The organism is Sphingopyxis sp. (assembly GCF_034380315.1).
Taxonomy (GTDB): domain Bacteria; phylum Pseudomonadota; class Alphaproteobacteria; order Sphingomonadales; family Sphingomonadaceae; genus Sphingopyxis.
The window spans coordinates 57494-71599 of the sequence record NZ_JAXMPB010000005.1 but is presented as its reverse complement, the minus strand read 5'-3'; the positions used below and the strand labels follow the sequence as shown (position 1 = coordinate 71599).

Sequence of the window (14106 nt, the reverse complement as noted above, 5' to 3'; positions counted from 1 at the left end):
AGATCCCGGCTTTCGCTGGGATGACGATGAAAGCGGATTTTGAAATGACCAACAACAGCATCGACCAGATTATGCGCCTGGCGCCCGTCATTCCGGTGATCGTCATCGACCGCGTCGAGGATGCGGTGCTGATGGCCGAGGCGCTGGTCGCCGGCGGCCTGCCGGTGCTCGAGGTGACGCTGCGCACCCCCGCCGCGCTCGACGCGATGACGGCGATGAAGGCGGTGAAGGGCGCCATCGTCGGCGCGGGCACGGTGCGCGACCCGGCGATGCTGGCCGCCGCGATCGAGGCCGGCGCCGAATTCATCGTCTCGCCGGGGCTGACCGACAATCTTGGCAAGGCGGCGGTCGCCAGCGGCATTCCCTTTCTGCCCGGCATTGCCAATGCCGGCGACATCATGCGCGGGATGGACCTGGGCCTTGACCGCTTCAAATTCTTTCCCGCCGCGACCAGCGGCGGCCTTCCCGCGCTAAAGGCGCTCGCGGGTCCGTTCGGCCAGGCGCGCTTCTGTCCGACCGGCGGGATCAGCGCTGCGACGGCGCCCGAATGGCTCGCGCTCGATCCGGTGCTGTGCGTCGGCGGCAGCTGGGTCGTTCCGTCGGGACCGCTCGATCCGGCCGCGATCGAGGCGCTGGCGACAGAGGCGGCGGGGCTCAACGGCTGATCGTCGTGCGGCGAACGGGCACCATTGATTAACCCCATCTTACCTGTCATCGTGGCGTAAAGGCGGCAGTGAAGCCGCAGGTGGGGAGGGTGCGTGCCAAGACCGCAACCGCATTTGGATGAAGTGCTGGCGTCCGAACCCGGACCGCATATCGCCGCACTCTTCGATTTCGACGGCACGATCATTTCGGGCTATTCGGCAACCGCGATGCTGCGCGAGAAATTTCAGCGCCGCGAAATGTCGGTCGAGGAAATCGCCGAAACCGCTCAGGTCATCGCGCAGCACAGCCTGGGCCAGATCGGCTTTTCCGGGCTGATGTCTGCGGCCGCCAAATTCATGAAGGGTGTCGAGGAAGAAAGCTTCACCGAATTCGGTGAAGAACTCTACAAAAAACATATCGCGCGGAAAATCTATCCCGAAACCCGCGCGATCATCGAGGCGCATCAGGCCAAGGGGCACCGCGTCGCGATCATCTCGTCCGCCACCATCTATCAGATCGAACCGACCGCGCGCGATCTTGGCATCACCGACATCAAATGCTCGGCCTACGAGATCGAGGATGGCGTCTTTACCGGAGAGATCATCCGGCCCCTGTGCTTTGGCGAGGGCAAGGTGCTGGCGGCCGAGGAACTGGCCGCTGAATATGGCCTCGATCTGGATCAGAGCTTTTTCTATTCGGACAGCGACGATGACATCGAACTGCTCGAACGGGTCGGAAAGCCGCGCCCCCTCAACCCCAATATGAAGTTGAAGGCGATCGCCGACGAGCGGGCATGGCCGGTTCAGCGCTTTGCGAGCCGCGGCACGCCGTCGTGGATCGATTATACCCGCACCGTCTATGCCACCGGATCGCTCGTCGGCGCCTTTGCCGCCGGGCTGCCGATCTGGGCGCTGACCCGTTCGCAGCGCGAGGCGGTCAATTTCTCGATGGGGCTGTTCGGCGATTTCGCGACCGCGATCACCGGCGTCGAGCTGGAGGTCGAGGACGAACGCCACCTCTGGTCGTCGCGCCCCTGCGTCTTCATCTTCAACCACCAGAGCAAGGCCGATGTGATGATCCTGGCCAAGCTGATCCGCCGCGACATGGGCGGGGTGGGGAAAAAGGAGATCAAGGATATCCCCATTCTCGGCAAGCTGATGGAATGGGGCGGCACGGTCTTTGTCGATCGGGCCGACGGGAAAAGCGCGATCAAGGCGATGGAGCCGCTGGTCGATGCGATCCGGAAAGAGGGCAAGTCGATCTGCATCGCGCCCGAAGGGACGCGCAGCCTGACGCCCAGGCTCGAACCCTTCAAGAAAGGGGCCTTTCACCTGGCGATGCAGGCCGGGGTGCCGATCGTCCCGATCGTGATCCACAATGCCACCGACGTTGCGCCCAAGAATGAATTTGTGATGCGCCCGGCGACGGTGCGCGTCACCGTGCTGCCGCCCGTCGACACATCGGGGTGGAGCCCGCGGACGGTGAATGCTCATGTGCGCGACGTCCGCAACATGTTTCTGCGCACGCTGGGGCAGCCGGAAGATGCCGCAGAGGATGCCCCGCTGCCAAAGACAAAACCGGCGAAAAAGGCGGCATCCAAGGATGCCCCGGCCAAAAAGCCTGCTGCGAAAAGGACCGCGGCGAAATCCTCCCCAGGCAAGGGAAAGGCCGCCTAGCGCATGGACCATCTCGTCATGCTGAGCGTAGCGCGGCAATCCAGAGCGGACGGCTCAACCCTGGATTGCGTTGCGACGTTCGCAATGGCGGAAGGGGGATAGGGCCATGGCAGAAGGCGCGGCCCGTCCATCGATCGCGGCGCAGGCCGCGCCGGCCGATCGCCTTTACATCATCGACGCGCGCAACGGGGTGGAACGGCGTATCCTGCTCGACTGGATCCACGCGACCGCGGGCGACCTTGGCGGCGACGATGCGCCGCAATGGGTCAGCCTGGCGATCGCCGACGACGATCATGCGCTCGACCTCGATGCGCTCAAGGCACGGCTGGCGCGTGGCGGGACGGGGCAGGTGGTGCCGCTGCGCGTCGCATGGCGTATTCCGGGGTTCGAACGCGACCGCGCGCTCAAATTCCGGCATCTGATCTTTGGCGATCCGCGCCAGCCCGGCGCCTTGCGCGCCCGTTTCATCCTGTGGCGCGACCGCCGCCGGGCGCAGATATTGGTGGGGGAGGCGGCGACGCAGACGGCGCTCCACGCCCGCTTTCTTGCCCAGACTGGCGGCGGCGACGGCGATGCGGGCGGGGCCGAATTTGCGGGATTCGTTGCGCGCCAGGCGGGGCTTGCGCTCGACGTCGCCGAACGCGGCATCCGCGGCACCCGGTACAAGGTGCCGCGCTTCGTCGCCGACAGTCTGCGCACCAGCCCCAAATTCCGCGCCGCCTTGTCGGACCTTGCCGACACGCTCGGCCGCCCGGTCGCCGACCTGTACCGCGACGCGCGGCCGCTGATGAAGGAGGTGATTTCGACCCCCGGCGCGCTGTTCCTCGATCTGCGCGCCCGGCTCGACCGCATGATGTTCGGCGGTTACGCGCCCGAGATGGAGGTCGACGCGGCCGAGCTGGCCCGGCTGCGCTCGGTGCTGCGCGAACATCCGACCTGCATCCTCTTTACCCACAAAACCTATATCGACGGCGCGACGCCCAGCCGGCTTGCCTATGAAAACGACCTGCCGATGCTTCATAGTTTCGGCGGCGCCAATCTCGATTTCGCGGTCATGGGGCAGTTCTTTCGCCGTTCGGGCATGATCTTCATCCGCCGCAGTTTCCAGGACCAGCCGGTCTATAAGCTGGTGCTGCGCCACTATATCGCCTGGCTGCTCGGCAAGCGTTTCCCCTTGAGCTGGGCGTTCGAGGGGACGCGCTCGCGCCTCGGCAAGCTGATGCCGCCCAAATATGGGTTGATGAAATATGTCCTCGACGCCGCCCATGCGACGGGGACGGGGGGCGTGCATTTCGTTCCCTTCGTAACCAGTTTCGACCTCATTCGCGATGTCGAGGAATATGCCGCCGAACAGACCGGCCGGACCAAGAAGCCCGAAAGCCTGTCGTGGTTCCTCGGCTATATGCGCAGCCTGAAACAGCCGTCGGGCCGCATCCGGCTCGATATCGGCGATCCGGTGATCATCGAAACCGCCCCGGCCCCCGACGACCGGCGTGCGCTTGAACGCATCGCCTTCGCGGTCGCGGTCGAGGCAAACCGGGTCACGCCGCTCACCGTCACCTCGGTCATGTCGCTGATCCTGCTCGGGACCGCGCCGCGCGGCGTGACGGCGGGCGAGATGATGGAGATGATGGGGCGCATCACCGAATGGGCGCAGGCGCGGGGCATCCGTCTCAGCCGCGAGATGGAAAGCCGCGACGGCGCGGCGCTGACCGCGACCCTCGACACCCTCGTCACCAGCGGCCTGCTCACCCGCTATGCGGCGGCGAGCGAGACCGTCTATTCGATCGAGCCGGCGCATCATCCGATGGCGAGCTATTATCGCAATATCATCGCGCATCATTTCCTTGACCGGGCGATGATCGAGCTGACCCTCTTCGGTCTGCGCGACGCGGACAGCGGCGATGCCACCGCGGCCTTCTGGGCCGGGATCGAGCGGCTGCGCGACCTCTTTAAATTCGAGTTCTTCTATCCCCCGCGCGACGAACATCGCGCTGCGATCGAGGCCGAACTCGCACGGATCGATCCGACCTGGGAAAAGCGGCTGGCAAGCGGTGATCGCGGCGTCGCGCAGCTGATCCGGCGTTGCCAGCCGCTCGTCGGTCACGCGATATTGCTGCCCTTTGCGGAGGCCTATTCGGTCGTGGCCGATCTGCTCGCCCGTGCGGCCCCTGGCGAGGCGGTCGATGAAAAGGCGCTGCTCGACGCCGCGCTGGTCGAGGGGAAACAGGCCTATCTCCTCCGCCGTATCAGCAGCGAGGCGGCGATCGGCAAGCTGCTCTTCGCCAACGGTTTGTCGCTGATGCGTCACATGGGGCTTGCGGAGGTGGCGAGCGCCGACATCATCGCCGAGCGGCGGGCGCTGCTCGTCGAACTGCGCGGCCTTGCCAACCGGATGGAGGCGATGCGGCTCGCGACGCTCGCGCTCGCTGACCGGCTACCGGAACTGGAGGGGTGGGGGTGACGCAAAGCGGACGTCTTGGGCGGTGCGATACCGCCTTGTTGCCGGATCGGGCGCGGCCCGCGCGTCGTGACGACAGAATGGAAAGTGGATAGGATGCTCAAACAGCTCAGCGCGCAGGACGCCCAGTTTCTCTATACGCAGACCGCGAACAATCTGACCCACATCATGGGGGTCTATATCTACGACCCCTCGACCGCGCCCGGCGGGTTCGTGCGGTTCAAGGATATCATCGCCCATGTCCAGTCGCGCGTCGACAGCTCGCCGCTGTTCAAGCGGCGGTTGCACCGGCTGCCTTTCGACCTCGATCACCCCTATTGGGTCGAGGACGAACATTTCGATATCGAGGCGCATATTCACCATGCGCGGCTGCCCGAACCGGGCGACTGGCGGCAATTCTGTATCGCGGTCGCGCGCTATTTTTCAAAGCCGATGGACATGAACCGTCCGCTTTGGGACATTTATGTCATCGAGGGGCTCGACCGCATTCCCTCCATTCCCAAGGGCAGCTTTGCGATGCTGCATCGCGTCCATCATGCCGCGGTTGATGGGGCCTCGGGGGCGCACGCCTTTATCGCGATGAGCGATATCGATGCAAAGGGAACCCCTGCGATCCCAGCCCCGCCTCCGCCCGAGGATCTGGGACGTCCGCCGTCCAGCGCCGAAGTCGTCTCGCGCGCCTGGGCCGCGTCGCTCCAGTCACCCGTCAAGTTCATGAACGCGCTGATGAAGATATCGCCCGCCGTCGTGGCATCGGCGCGCCGCTCGATGGCCGACGGCGGCATGACCGCGGGGGTGCCCGAAACGCGCTTCAACGTCCCGGTTGGCCCGCACAAGATGTTCGACGGCACGACGGTTGCCCTCGCGGACGTCGGGATGATCCGCAAAAAGGTGTCTGGCGCCACGGTCAATGACGTCGTGATCGCGACGGTGGGCGGCGCGTTACGCAAATATCTGGAAAAGCACAAGGAATTGCCAAAGAACAGTCTGGTTGCGGTGGCGCCGATCAACCTGCGCGGAAAGGGCGGGAAAGACGGCAAAGCGTCAACCCCCGGTAACCAGGTGTCGGCGATGAGCATTCCGGTGCGGACCGACATCGCCGATCCGCTCGACCGTCTGGCGGCGATCCGCGACTATACGGTCGAGGCCAAGGAAGCGAAGGCGGGGGTCAGCGCGCGGATCATGACCGACCTGTCGCAACATGTTCCCGGTGCGACAATGGCGGCCGTCGCCCGAATCCTGACCAGCGAACGCTTCGCCGTTCGCGGAACCAACCTGTTCATTTCCAACGTACCGGGCGCACAGGTGCCGCTGTATCTGGCGGGCGCGCAGCTGGTTCAGCAATATGGACTTGCGCCGCTGGCCAATAATATGGGCCTGTTCGTCGCCACGCCCAGCTATAATGGCCGCATTGCCTTTTCGCTGATTTCGGAGCGGCAGGTCATGCCCGACATCGCCTTCTTTCGCGAATGTATCGAGCAAAGTTTCGCCGATCTGATGGCCGCGGAACCGCGTCCCGAAGAACCCGTGGCCCCGGCGCGCAAGGCCAAGCCGCCCGCCAGGTCAAAAGCCCAACCCAAACCAAGGGCCGAACCCAAGCCAAAGGGCAGGGCCAAACCAAAGGCCAGCGCCAAAATCGCTTCGAAGCCGGCGGCCAAAGGTCGGGCTAAGCCGCGCTCGCCATCGGCAAAGGGGGGATAGGCGGCGGGCCGGGCGCGGCGCGGGAAGATTGATCGCAACCGTCAAAACAGTTGCCAAGGGCAACCCAAACCGCAAGAATCCGGAAAATGGCCGTTAACCGCAGGACCGATGCATGATTTTCACCCCGACGCTCAGCGCCGATGCCGACCTGGCCGCTGCGCCCGACTATGCCGCCTGGTCGAAGGCGGCACGCGCGCATGACGGCAAATCCGGGATGCAGGCCTGGCGCGATGTCGATGAAAGCAAGCATTTCGACTATCGCGCGATCCGCGCCCGGCTGGAACGGCTGCGCGGCCTGTCGACCGCCGGCGACGTAAAGGGGCTGCTGTTCGTCCTCAACGAAGGGATCCACGGCAATATCGACGGCATCGGCCACGAGCGCCTGTATCAAAAGGCGCGGTTCGGCACCAAGAAGCTGATCGAGGATTATGTCGCCGAAGTGGTTGCGGCGCTGGGCAAGATCGCGGCGGCGCGCAGCATCGGCCGCGAGGAAAAGCGCGACTTTTTTCGCCGTGCCCAGCATTGCTACGGCCGTTCGGCGTTGCTGCTGTCGGGATCGGGCAGTTTCCTTTTTTTTCACGTCGGGGTCGTCCGTGCGCTGTGGGACGAGGGCGTGCTGCCGTCCATTCTGTCGGGGGCGAGCGGCGGATCGATCGTCGCGGCGATGGTCTGCACCCGGCCCGATGCCGACATCGGTGCGCATCTGGATCGGCGGGGGATCGCCAATCCGGCGGTCGAGGGCGATTATCGCCGCCTCGCCGCGCCCGATGTTGCCGACCGGCTCGCCGATCTCATCCCCGACCTGACCTTTCAACAGGCCTATGAGATATCGGGCCGCCACCTCAACGTCTCGGTCGCGCCGGCCGAGAAACATCAGAACGGCCGGCTTCTCAACGCGATTACCGCACCCAATGTGCTGATCCGCGAGGCGGTGCTGGCGTCCTGCGCGGTGCCTGGTGTTTTCCCGCCGGTGATGCTGATGGCGCGCGGCGAGGATGGTGCGCGGGTGCCCTATCAGCCCGATCGGCGCTGGGTGGACGGGTCGGTGACGCACGACATTCCGACCAAGCGTCTCGAACGCCTCTACGGTGTCAACCATCATATCGTCAGCCAGGCGAACCCGCTCGCGCTTCCCTTCGCCACCGACACGCGCAAGCAAAAGGCGCCGATCGAGGCGATCCAGCATGCGTCGATGACGACCTTCAAGGCGTGGCTGAACGCGAATATGGTGATTTTTCAAAAGCCGCTGGAAATGGTTCCGCCGCTCAACAGTCTCGCCAATCTGGCGCGATCGGTGATCAACCAGGAATATACCGGCGACATCAACATCATCCGGCCGCCCAAATTCTGGTCCCCGGCGAAAATATTGTCGGACCTTGCACAGGATGACATCGACGAACTGATCGACACCGGTATGCGGACGGCTTGGCCAAAGGTGGAGATGGTGCGGACCCAGACCGCGATCAGCCGGGCGCTCGAAACCATCCTCGCGCGGATCGACAAGGCGGGCGACGATGGCCCCGGACATCGCAGCGCCGCGTTGCAAAAGGCGGTGCGATGAGCGTTGCCTTCGATCTCATCCTGCCGTCCGGGTCGGTCGCCGCGGGCGCGCGGTTGCACCTTACGCGCTGGCTGCCCGACGGCGCACCGCGCGCGGTCGTGCTTCTCGCCCATGGCTATGCCGAACATGCCGGTCGCTATGATCATGTCGCCGCGCGGCTGACGGGGGCGGGTTATGCTGTCTATGCGGTCGATCATTGGGGGCACGGCCGGTCGGATGGTGTTCCGGGCTTCGTTCCTCGCTTTTCGGCCTTCACCGACGGCATGGCCGAACTGCTGACGCTGGTGGAGATCAATCATCCGGGGCTGCCGCGCCTGCTGCTCGGCCATTCGATGGGGGGACTGGTTTCGACCCTGTTCCTGATCGAGCGGCAGGACGCTTTCGCCGCTGCGGCGCTTTCGGGCCCAGCGATTCTGCCGGCACAGCCGCCGTCGCGCTTCACCGTCTGGGTCAGCCGATTCCTCTCGCGCTTCTTCCCCCGCCTCGGGGTGCTATCGCTCGATGCCACCGGTGTCAGCCGTGATCCCGCGGTGGTTGCGGCCTATGTCGCCGACCCGCTTGTCTATCATGGCAAGATCGGCGCGCGCCTGGGCAAGGAATTCATGGACGCGATGGCTGCGGCGCAGGCGGGGGCGCCGAACATTCGCCTGCCCATCCTGTTCCAGCATGGCGGGAACGACAGCCTTGCCGCGCCCGACGGGTCGCGTTTCCTGTTCGAGCATGTCTCCGCGCCGGACAAGCGGCTCGAACTCTATCCCGGGCTGTTCCACGAAATCTATAACGAGCCCGAACGCGATGCGGTGCTGGGCGATCTGGTTGGCTGGTTCGATGCGCATGTTTCGCGGAACTAGGCCCACCCCGGATCCCGTTCGACGCGAACGGATTGAGAGGTCAGTGTTAAAGTCATGAAAATCCTGCTCGCCCTTCTTTTCGCGCCGATCATTGCGCTGGCGATCCTCTATTTCGTCTTTCCCGACCGGCTGGTTGCGCTGGGGCGCGGTTTGCTGCGCCGTCGCGGCCGAATGGTTCAGAAAAGCGTCACCGTCGATGGCCGCGCCTGGCCATATCTCGAAGGCGGCGACCCGACGAAACCGACGTTGCTGCTCGTCCACGGTTTTTCGGGGGACAAGGACAATTGGTCCTTTCTCGCGCCTTATCTTACCCGCGACTATCACGTCATTGCCCCCGATCTTCCGGGATTTGGGGAGAATGAACGCGATCCGGCGCTCGATTATGAAATTGCGGCACAGACCGCGCGGCTGAAGGCCTTTGTCGATGCGCTAGGGCTCGACCGGCCGCATATCGGCGGCAACAGCATGGGGGGATGGATCGCGCTGCGCTACGCGCTCGACTATCCCGGCGCGCTGGCCAGCCTGATCCTGCTCAACAATGCCGGGGTTCGCGGCGCCAATCAGAGCAATCTCGAAAAACAGGCGGAGAAGGAAGATTACAATCCGCTGATTCTCGCCAGCCTCGAGGACGCCGACCGGCTGGTCGCGATGGTGGTGCACAAGCCGCCGGTGATCCCCGCCCGGCTCAAGCCAGCGCTTTACGGCGATGCGCTCAAATATCGCGACCAACTCGACGTTGCCTTCTGGGCGATCGCGACCGAGATGCGCGACCGACCGCTCAACGACCGGCTGGGAGAGGTGCGGGCACCGACCCTTATCCTGTGGGGGCGCCATGATCAGCTGATCGATGTCAGCTGCGTCGTCGAACTGGAGCGCGGGATCCGCGGCAGCAAGGTGCATATCTTCGAACATGTCGGGCATGTCCCGATGGTCGAGGATGCCGGGGCGACCGCCGCGGCGATCCGGGGCTTTCTCGCCAGGGCCTGAACCTCCCTGCCGGCTTCGCCACGGGCAGGATCGCAAACTTGCCAAGCCCTGATTGTGCCGCCACTCTCCTTCAAAACAGGGAGAGGTTCATGCGGTTGAAGGTAGGGCTGCTCGGCGGCGGCAGCTGGGGAACGACGGTCGCCTCGCTGGTGTCGCGCAACGCGCCGATCACCCTTTGGGCGCGTGATGCCGAAACGGTCGATGCGATCAACCGCGATCGTGAAAATCCGAAATATCTGCCAGGTATCGCGCTGCCCGCCGCCGTGCGCGCAACCGCCGATCTGGCAGCGGCGGTGGCGGGTGCCGATGTCCTCGTCATGGGGGTGCCCTCGCACAGTTTCCGCGGCGTGCTGGGGGAGGTACGCGCGCATCTGCGGCCGTGGGTGCCGGTGATCAGCCTGACCAAAGGGCTGGAACTGGCCTCGGGCAAACGGATGACCGAACTGATCGAGGAAATATTGCCCGGCCATCCGGTCGGGGTGCTCACCGGACCCAATCTGGCGCGCGAAATCATGTCGGGACAGGCGGCGGCGAGCGTCTTGTCGATGGAGGACGAGATTGTCGTGCGCGCGCTCCAGCCCGTTTTCCACTCGGGGCTGTTCCGTGTCTATACCAACACCGACCTTCTGGGCTGCGAGCTTGGCGGGGTACTCAAGAATATCATCGCCATCGCGGTCGGCATGGGGGACGGGCTGGGGGCGGGCGACAATACACGGTCGGCGCTGATGACCCGCGGGCTCGCCGAAATCACCCGGCTCGGGGTGGCGATGGGCGGGCGTGCCGAAACCTTTGCCGGGCTGACCGGAATGGGCGACCTGATCGCGACCTGCACCAGTCCCCTGTCGCGCAACCGCCATGTCGGTGTCGAACTGGGCAAGGGGCGCCATATCGATGCGATCATCGCCGATATGCACATGGTTGCCGAAGGCGTGAAAAGCGCGCCGACGGTGATTGCCCTTGCCGAACGCTATGGGCTCGACATGCCGATCGCTCGTGACGTGTTCGACGTGACACAGGGAAAGCGCAGCGCGGTCGAAGTGTTTCGCGGCCTGCTCCGTTCGTCGGTCGGAGATGAGGCGCATCCGGGCTGACGGATCGCCATTTTTGGACGTGTGACGGGCATGTTTCGCGGTTTCCACCGCGAACCGTGCGGATTGGACGGCCAACGGGGAAGAAAACCCGCTTCTGTTTCGTTGTCTTGGCTGACCGCCCGTAATGGCGGCTCAATCAGGAGATGGACGATGAAAAAATGGACCACCCTCGCCGTGCTTCTGGCTCTTCCTGCCAGTGTCGCTGCCGGCGGATTGCGTTATTCGCCCCCTGCAGGCTTCGAAACGCCCGAAATTCGCGACCGCCCGATCGCCGGCGTCTATAATCAATATTGGTACAATTATCGCGCCGACATTCTGGAGGCCGAAAAGGAACTGGGCAGCGATCTGCGCCGCGCGACCGACCGCGAGGATCGCTGGGACGCTTGGGACGAATGGGTGACCGAAGTGGTCGACGCCGACAAGGATTATACGAAGGTCATGCGCAAGAAGGGCTATCGCACCGGCCGCGTGACGATCGGCGGATAGACGCATCGAATCCCCCGGGAGCCTTTCCGGGTCGCAAGGGAAGGGCGGGTGTCCGATGGGCACCCGCCCTTCTTTGCGGCCGCCCCTTCGTCAGCGCTGCGCGCTACCACCTCCCCACGGCTTCGCCGCAGGAAGGGGCAGGAGAAAGCGACCGGTTGCGGTCGTTCCTCGCCCCTCCGCTGATCATTCAATCCGCCGTTCTTCGCGTCAAAGCCGGGCCCTGTCCCGCTGCCCTCAATAGCTTCGCGGCATCCCCAGCACATGCTCGGCGACATAGGACAGGATCATGTTCGTGCTGATCGGCGCGACCTGGTACAGGCGCGTTTCGCGGAACTTTCGCTCGATGTCATATTCGGCGGCGAAACCGAAACCACCGTGGGTCTGGATGCAGGCCTCGCCCGCCGCCCAGCTCGCCTCGGCGGCCAGCATCTTGGCCATATTGGCTTCCGCTCCCGCGTTGCCGCCCGCTTCATATTTGGCGATCCCGTCATGGACGAGCAATTCGGCGGCGCGCATCTGGGCATAGGCGCGGGCGATCGGGAATTGCACGCCCTGATTCTGGCCGATCGGGCGGCCGAATAGTACCCGCTCCTTGGCATAAGCCGACGCCTTGTCGATGAACCACTTCGCATCGCCGACGCACTCGGCCGCGATCAACAGCCGCTCGGCGTTCATGCCCGACAGGATATAGCGAAAACCCTTGCCCTCTTCGCCGATCAGATTTGCTGCCGGGACACGCATCTGATCAAAGAATATTTCGGTCGTTGCATGGTTCATCATCGTGTCGATCGGGCGGATCGTCAGCGTGCCCTGTTTCAGCGCCTCTTTCATGTCGACCAGGAATACCGACAGGCCCTCGGTACGGCTCGCGGCGTCCTCGCGCGGGGTGGTGCGGGCCAGAAGGATCATCAGGTCGCTGTGCTCGGCGCGGCTGGTCCACAGCTTTTGGCCGCTGACCACATAATCGTCGCCGTCCCTCCTGGCCGTGGTCTTCAGGCTCAGCGTGTCGGTGCCGCTGGTCGGTTCGGTGACGCCAAAGGCCTGCAGCCGCAATTCGCCGGTCGCGACCCGTGGCAGGTAACGGGCCTTCTGTTCCTCCGACCCGTGGCGCAGCACGGTGCCCATCACATACATTTGCGCATGGACCGCGCCGCCGTTGCAGCCCTGTCTCTGGATTTCTTCCAGAATGGCGGCGGCGGCCGACAGCGGCAGCCCCGCGCCGCCATATTCCTCCGGGATCAGCGCGGCGAGATAGCCGGCCTCGCCCAGCGCGGCGACGAACTCGGACGGATATTCGCGCGCGCGATCCTTCGCCTGCCAATAGGGGCCGGGGAAACCGGCGCACAGCTTGGCGACCTCGGCGCGAATGTCGCTATAATCGGGGATCATGCGGCCTCGAAGATTGCGGCAATGCCCTGTCCGCCGCCGATGCACATGGTTTCCAGCCCATAGCGCCCGCCGCGCCGTTTCAGCTCGCGTGTCAGATTGGCGAGGATACGCCCCCCCGTCGCGCCGATCGGATGGCCAAGAGAAATGCCCGATCCGTTGACGTTCAGCATGTCCATCCGGCTGTCGTCGTCCGACCAGCCCCAGCCTTTCAGGACCGCGAGGACCTGCGGCGCAAAGGCTTCGTTGAGCTCGACCAGATCGATGTCGTTCCAGCCGATCCCGCTGCGCGCGAACAGCCGTTCGGTCGCCGGGACGGGACCGATTCCCATGCGGCTGGGGTCGCATCCCGCCGATGCCGAACTGTGATACCAAGCGATGGGTTCCAGCCCCAGCTCGTCCAGCTTGTCCTCGGCCACCACCAGGCAGGCGGCGGCGGCGTCGTTCTGCTGGCTCGCATTGCCGGCGGTGACGACGCCGCCCTCCAGCGGGCGAAGCTTGCCCAGGCTTTCCAGGGTGGCGTCGGCGCGATAGCCTTCGTCATGGTCGAACCGTACCGGATCGCCCTTGCGCTGCGGGACGTCGACGGGAACCAGTTCGTCATCGAACAGTCCCTTGGCCCAGGCGGCCGCGGCATTCTGGTGGCTGCGCACGGCATAGGCGTCGCAGGCCTCGCGGCTGATGCCGAAATCCTTCGCCAGATTCTCTGCGGTTTCGATCATGCCGCTGATCACGCCGAAACGCTCGATCGGCTGCGACATCAATCGCCCGCGCGTCAACCGGTCGTGCAGCGTGACATTGCCCGCGCGCACGCCCTTGCGAAGGTCGGTCGAATAATGTTCGACGTTCGACATGCTTTCGCATCCGCCCGCGACCACCACGTCGGACATGCCGGTCTGGACCATCATCGCCGCGTTGACGATCGCCTGAAGACCGGAACCGCAACGCCGGTCTAGCTGATAGCCGGGAACCTCCAGCGGCAACCCCGCCGCCAGCCACGACCAGTGGCCGATGCACGGCGCCTCGCCATTGCCATAACCCTGGCTGAAGACGACGTCGTCGACGCGGGCGGGATCGATTGCGGTGCGCTCCATCAACGCTTTCAGAATGACCGCGCCCAGGTCGCCTGCGGTTATCGACGACAGCGCGCCGCCGAACTTGCCGACAGGGGTGCGAATGGGGGCGACGATGGCGGCGCGGCGCAGGGTCATGGCAATTCTCCGATGATGTATTTTCTTTGGTGTTGAATCAGGGGGACGGG

At 64.6% G+C, this 14106-nt stretch carries 11 protein-coding genes; 9 read left to right on the top strand and 2 right to left on the bottom strand.

Features of this window, described 5'->3' with window-relative positions:
- Nucleotides 1-44 precede the first annotated feature (44 nt).
- The 9 genes from eda (at nt 45) to U0S50_RS10695 (ending at nt 11459) form a co-directional block, all read left to right on the top strand.
- Complete coding sequence (gene eda / locus U0S50_RS10735) at nt 45-665, top strand: bifunctional 4-hydroxy-2-oxoglutarate aldolase/2-dehydro-3-deoxy-phosphogluconate aldolase (RefSeq protein WP_322308780.1); 621 nt, start codon at nt 45-47, stop codon at nt 663-665.
- Between the two features lie 93 nt (nt 666-758).
- The gene (locus tag U0S50_RS10730; protein ID WP_322308779.1) at nt 759-2321 is read left to right on the top strand and encodes an HAD-IB family hydrolase; all 1563 of its coding nucleotides are present in this window, start codon (nt 759-761) and stop codon (nt 2319-2321) included.
- 106 nt (nt 2322-2427) lie between these two features.
- Nucleotides 2428-4785: a glycerol-3-phosphate 1-O-acyltransferase gene (locus U0S50_RS10725; RefSeq protein ID WP_322308778.1), complete on the top strand. Its 2358-nt coding sequence runs from the start codon at nt 2428-2430 to the stop codon at nt 4783-4785.
- Between the two features lie 93 nt (nt 4786-4878).
- On the top strand, nt 4879-6483 hold the full coding sequence (locus U0S50_RS10720; RefSeq protein WP_322308777.1) for a wax ester/triacylglycerol synthase family O-acyltransferase: 1605 nt from the start codon (nt 4879-4881) through the stop codon (nt 6481-6483).
- 112 nt (nt 6484-6595) lie between these two features.
- Nucleotides 6596-8044, top strand: coding sequence for a DUF3336 domain-containing protein (locus U0S50_RS10715; protein ID WP_322308776.1), 1449 nt, complete (start codon nt 6596-6598; stop codon nt 8042-8044).
- On the top strand, nt 8041-8895 hold the full coding sequence (locus tag U0S50_RS10710) for an alpha/beta hydrolase (protein WP_322308775.1): 855 nt from the start codon (nt 8041-8043) through the stop codon (nt 8893-8895). The genes U0S50_RS10715 and U0S50_RS10710 overlap by 4 nt, the downstream gene beginning before the upstream one ends.
- Before the next feature lie 54 nt (nt 8896-8949).
- Nucleotides 8950-9882 carry an alpha/beta fold hydrolase gene (locus U0S50_RS10705; protein ID WP_322308774.1) on the top strand — a complete coding sequence of 311 codons (933 nt, stop codon included), beginning with the start codon at nt 8950-8952 and terminating at the stop codon, nt 9880-9882.
- Between the two features lie 89 nt (nt 9883-9971).
- Entirely contained in the window at nt 9972-10973 is a 1002-nt protein-coding gene (locus U0S50_RS10700) for an NAD(P)H-dependent glycerol-3-phosphate dehydrogenase (RefSeq protein ID WP_322308773.1), read from the top strand.
- A 150-nt stretch (nt 10974-11123) separates the two neighbouring features.
- The gene (locus U0S50_RS10695) at nt 11124-11459 is read left to right on the top strand and encodes a hypothetical protein (protein ID WP_322308772.1); all 336 of its coding nucleotides are present in this window, start codon (nt 11124-11126) and stop codon (nt 11457-11459) included.
- Nucleotides 11460-11693: 234 nt separating this feature from the next.
- Here the strand turns inward: U0S50_RS10695 and U0S50_RS10690 are convergent, their stop codons facing one another.
- Nucleotides 11694-12848: an acyl-CoA dehydrogenase family protein gene (locus tag U0S50_RS10690; RefSeq protein ID WP_322308771.1), complete on the bottom strand. Its 1155-nt coding sequence runs from the start codon at nt 12846-12848 to the stop codon at nt 11694-11696.
- Entirely contained in the window at nt 12845-14056 is a 1212-nt protein-coding gene (locus tag U0S50_RS10685) for an acetyl-CoA C-acetyltransferase (protein ID WP_322308770.1), read from the bottom strand. The genes U0S50_RS10690 and U0S50_RS10685 overlap by 4 nt, the downstream gene beginning before the upstream one ends.
- Nucleotides 14057-14106: the final 50 nt, after the last annotated feature.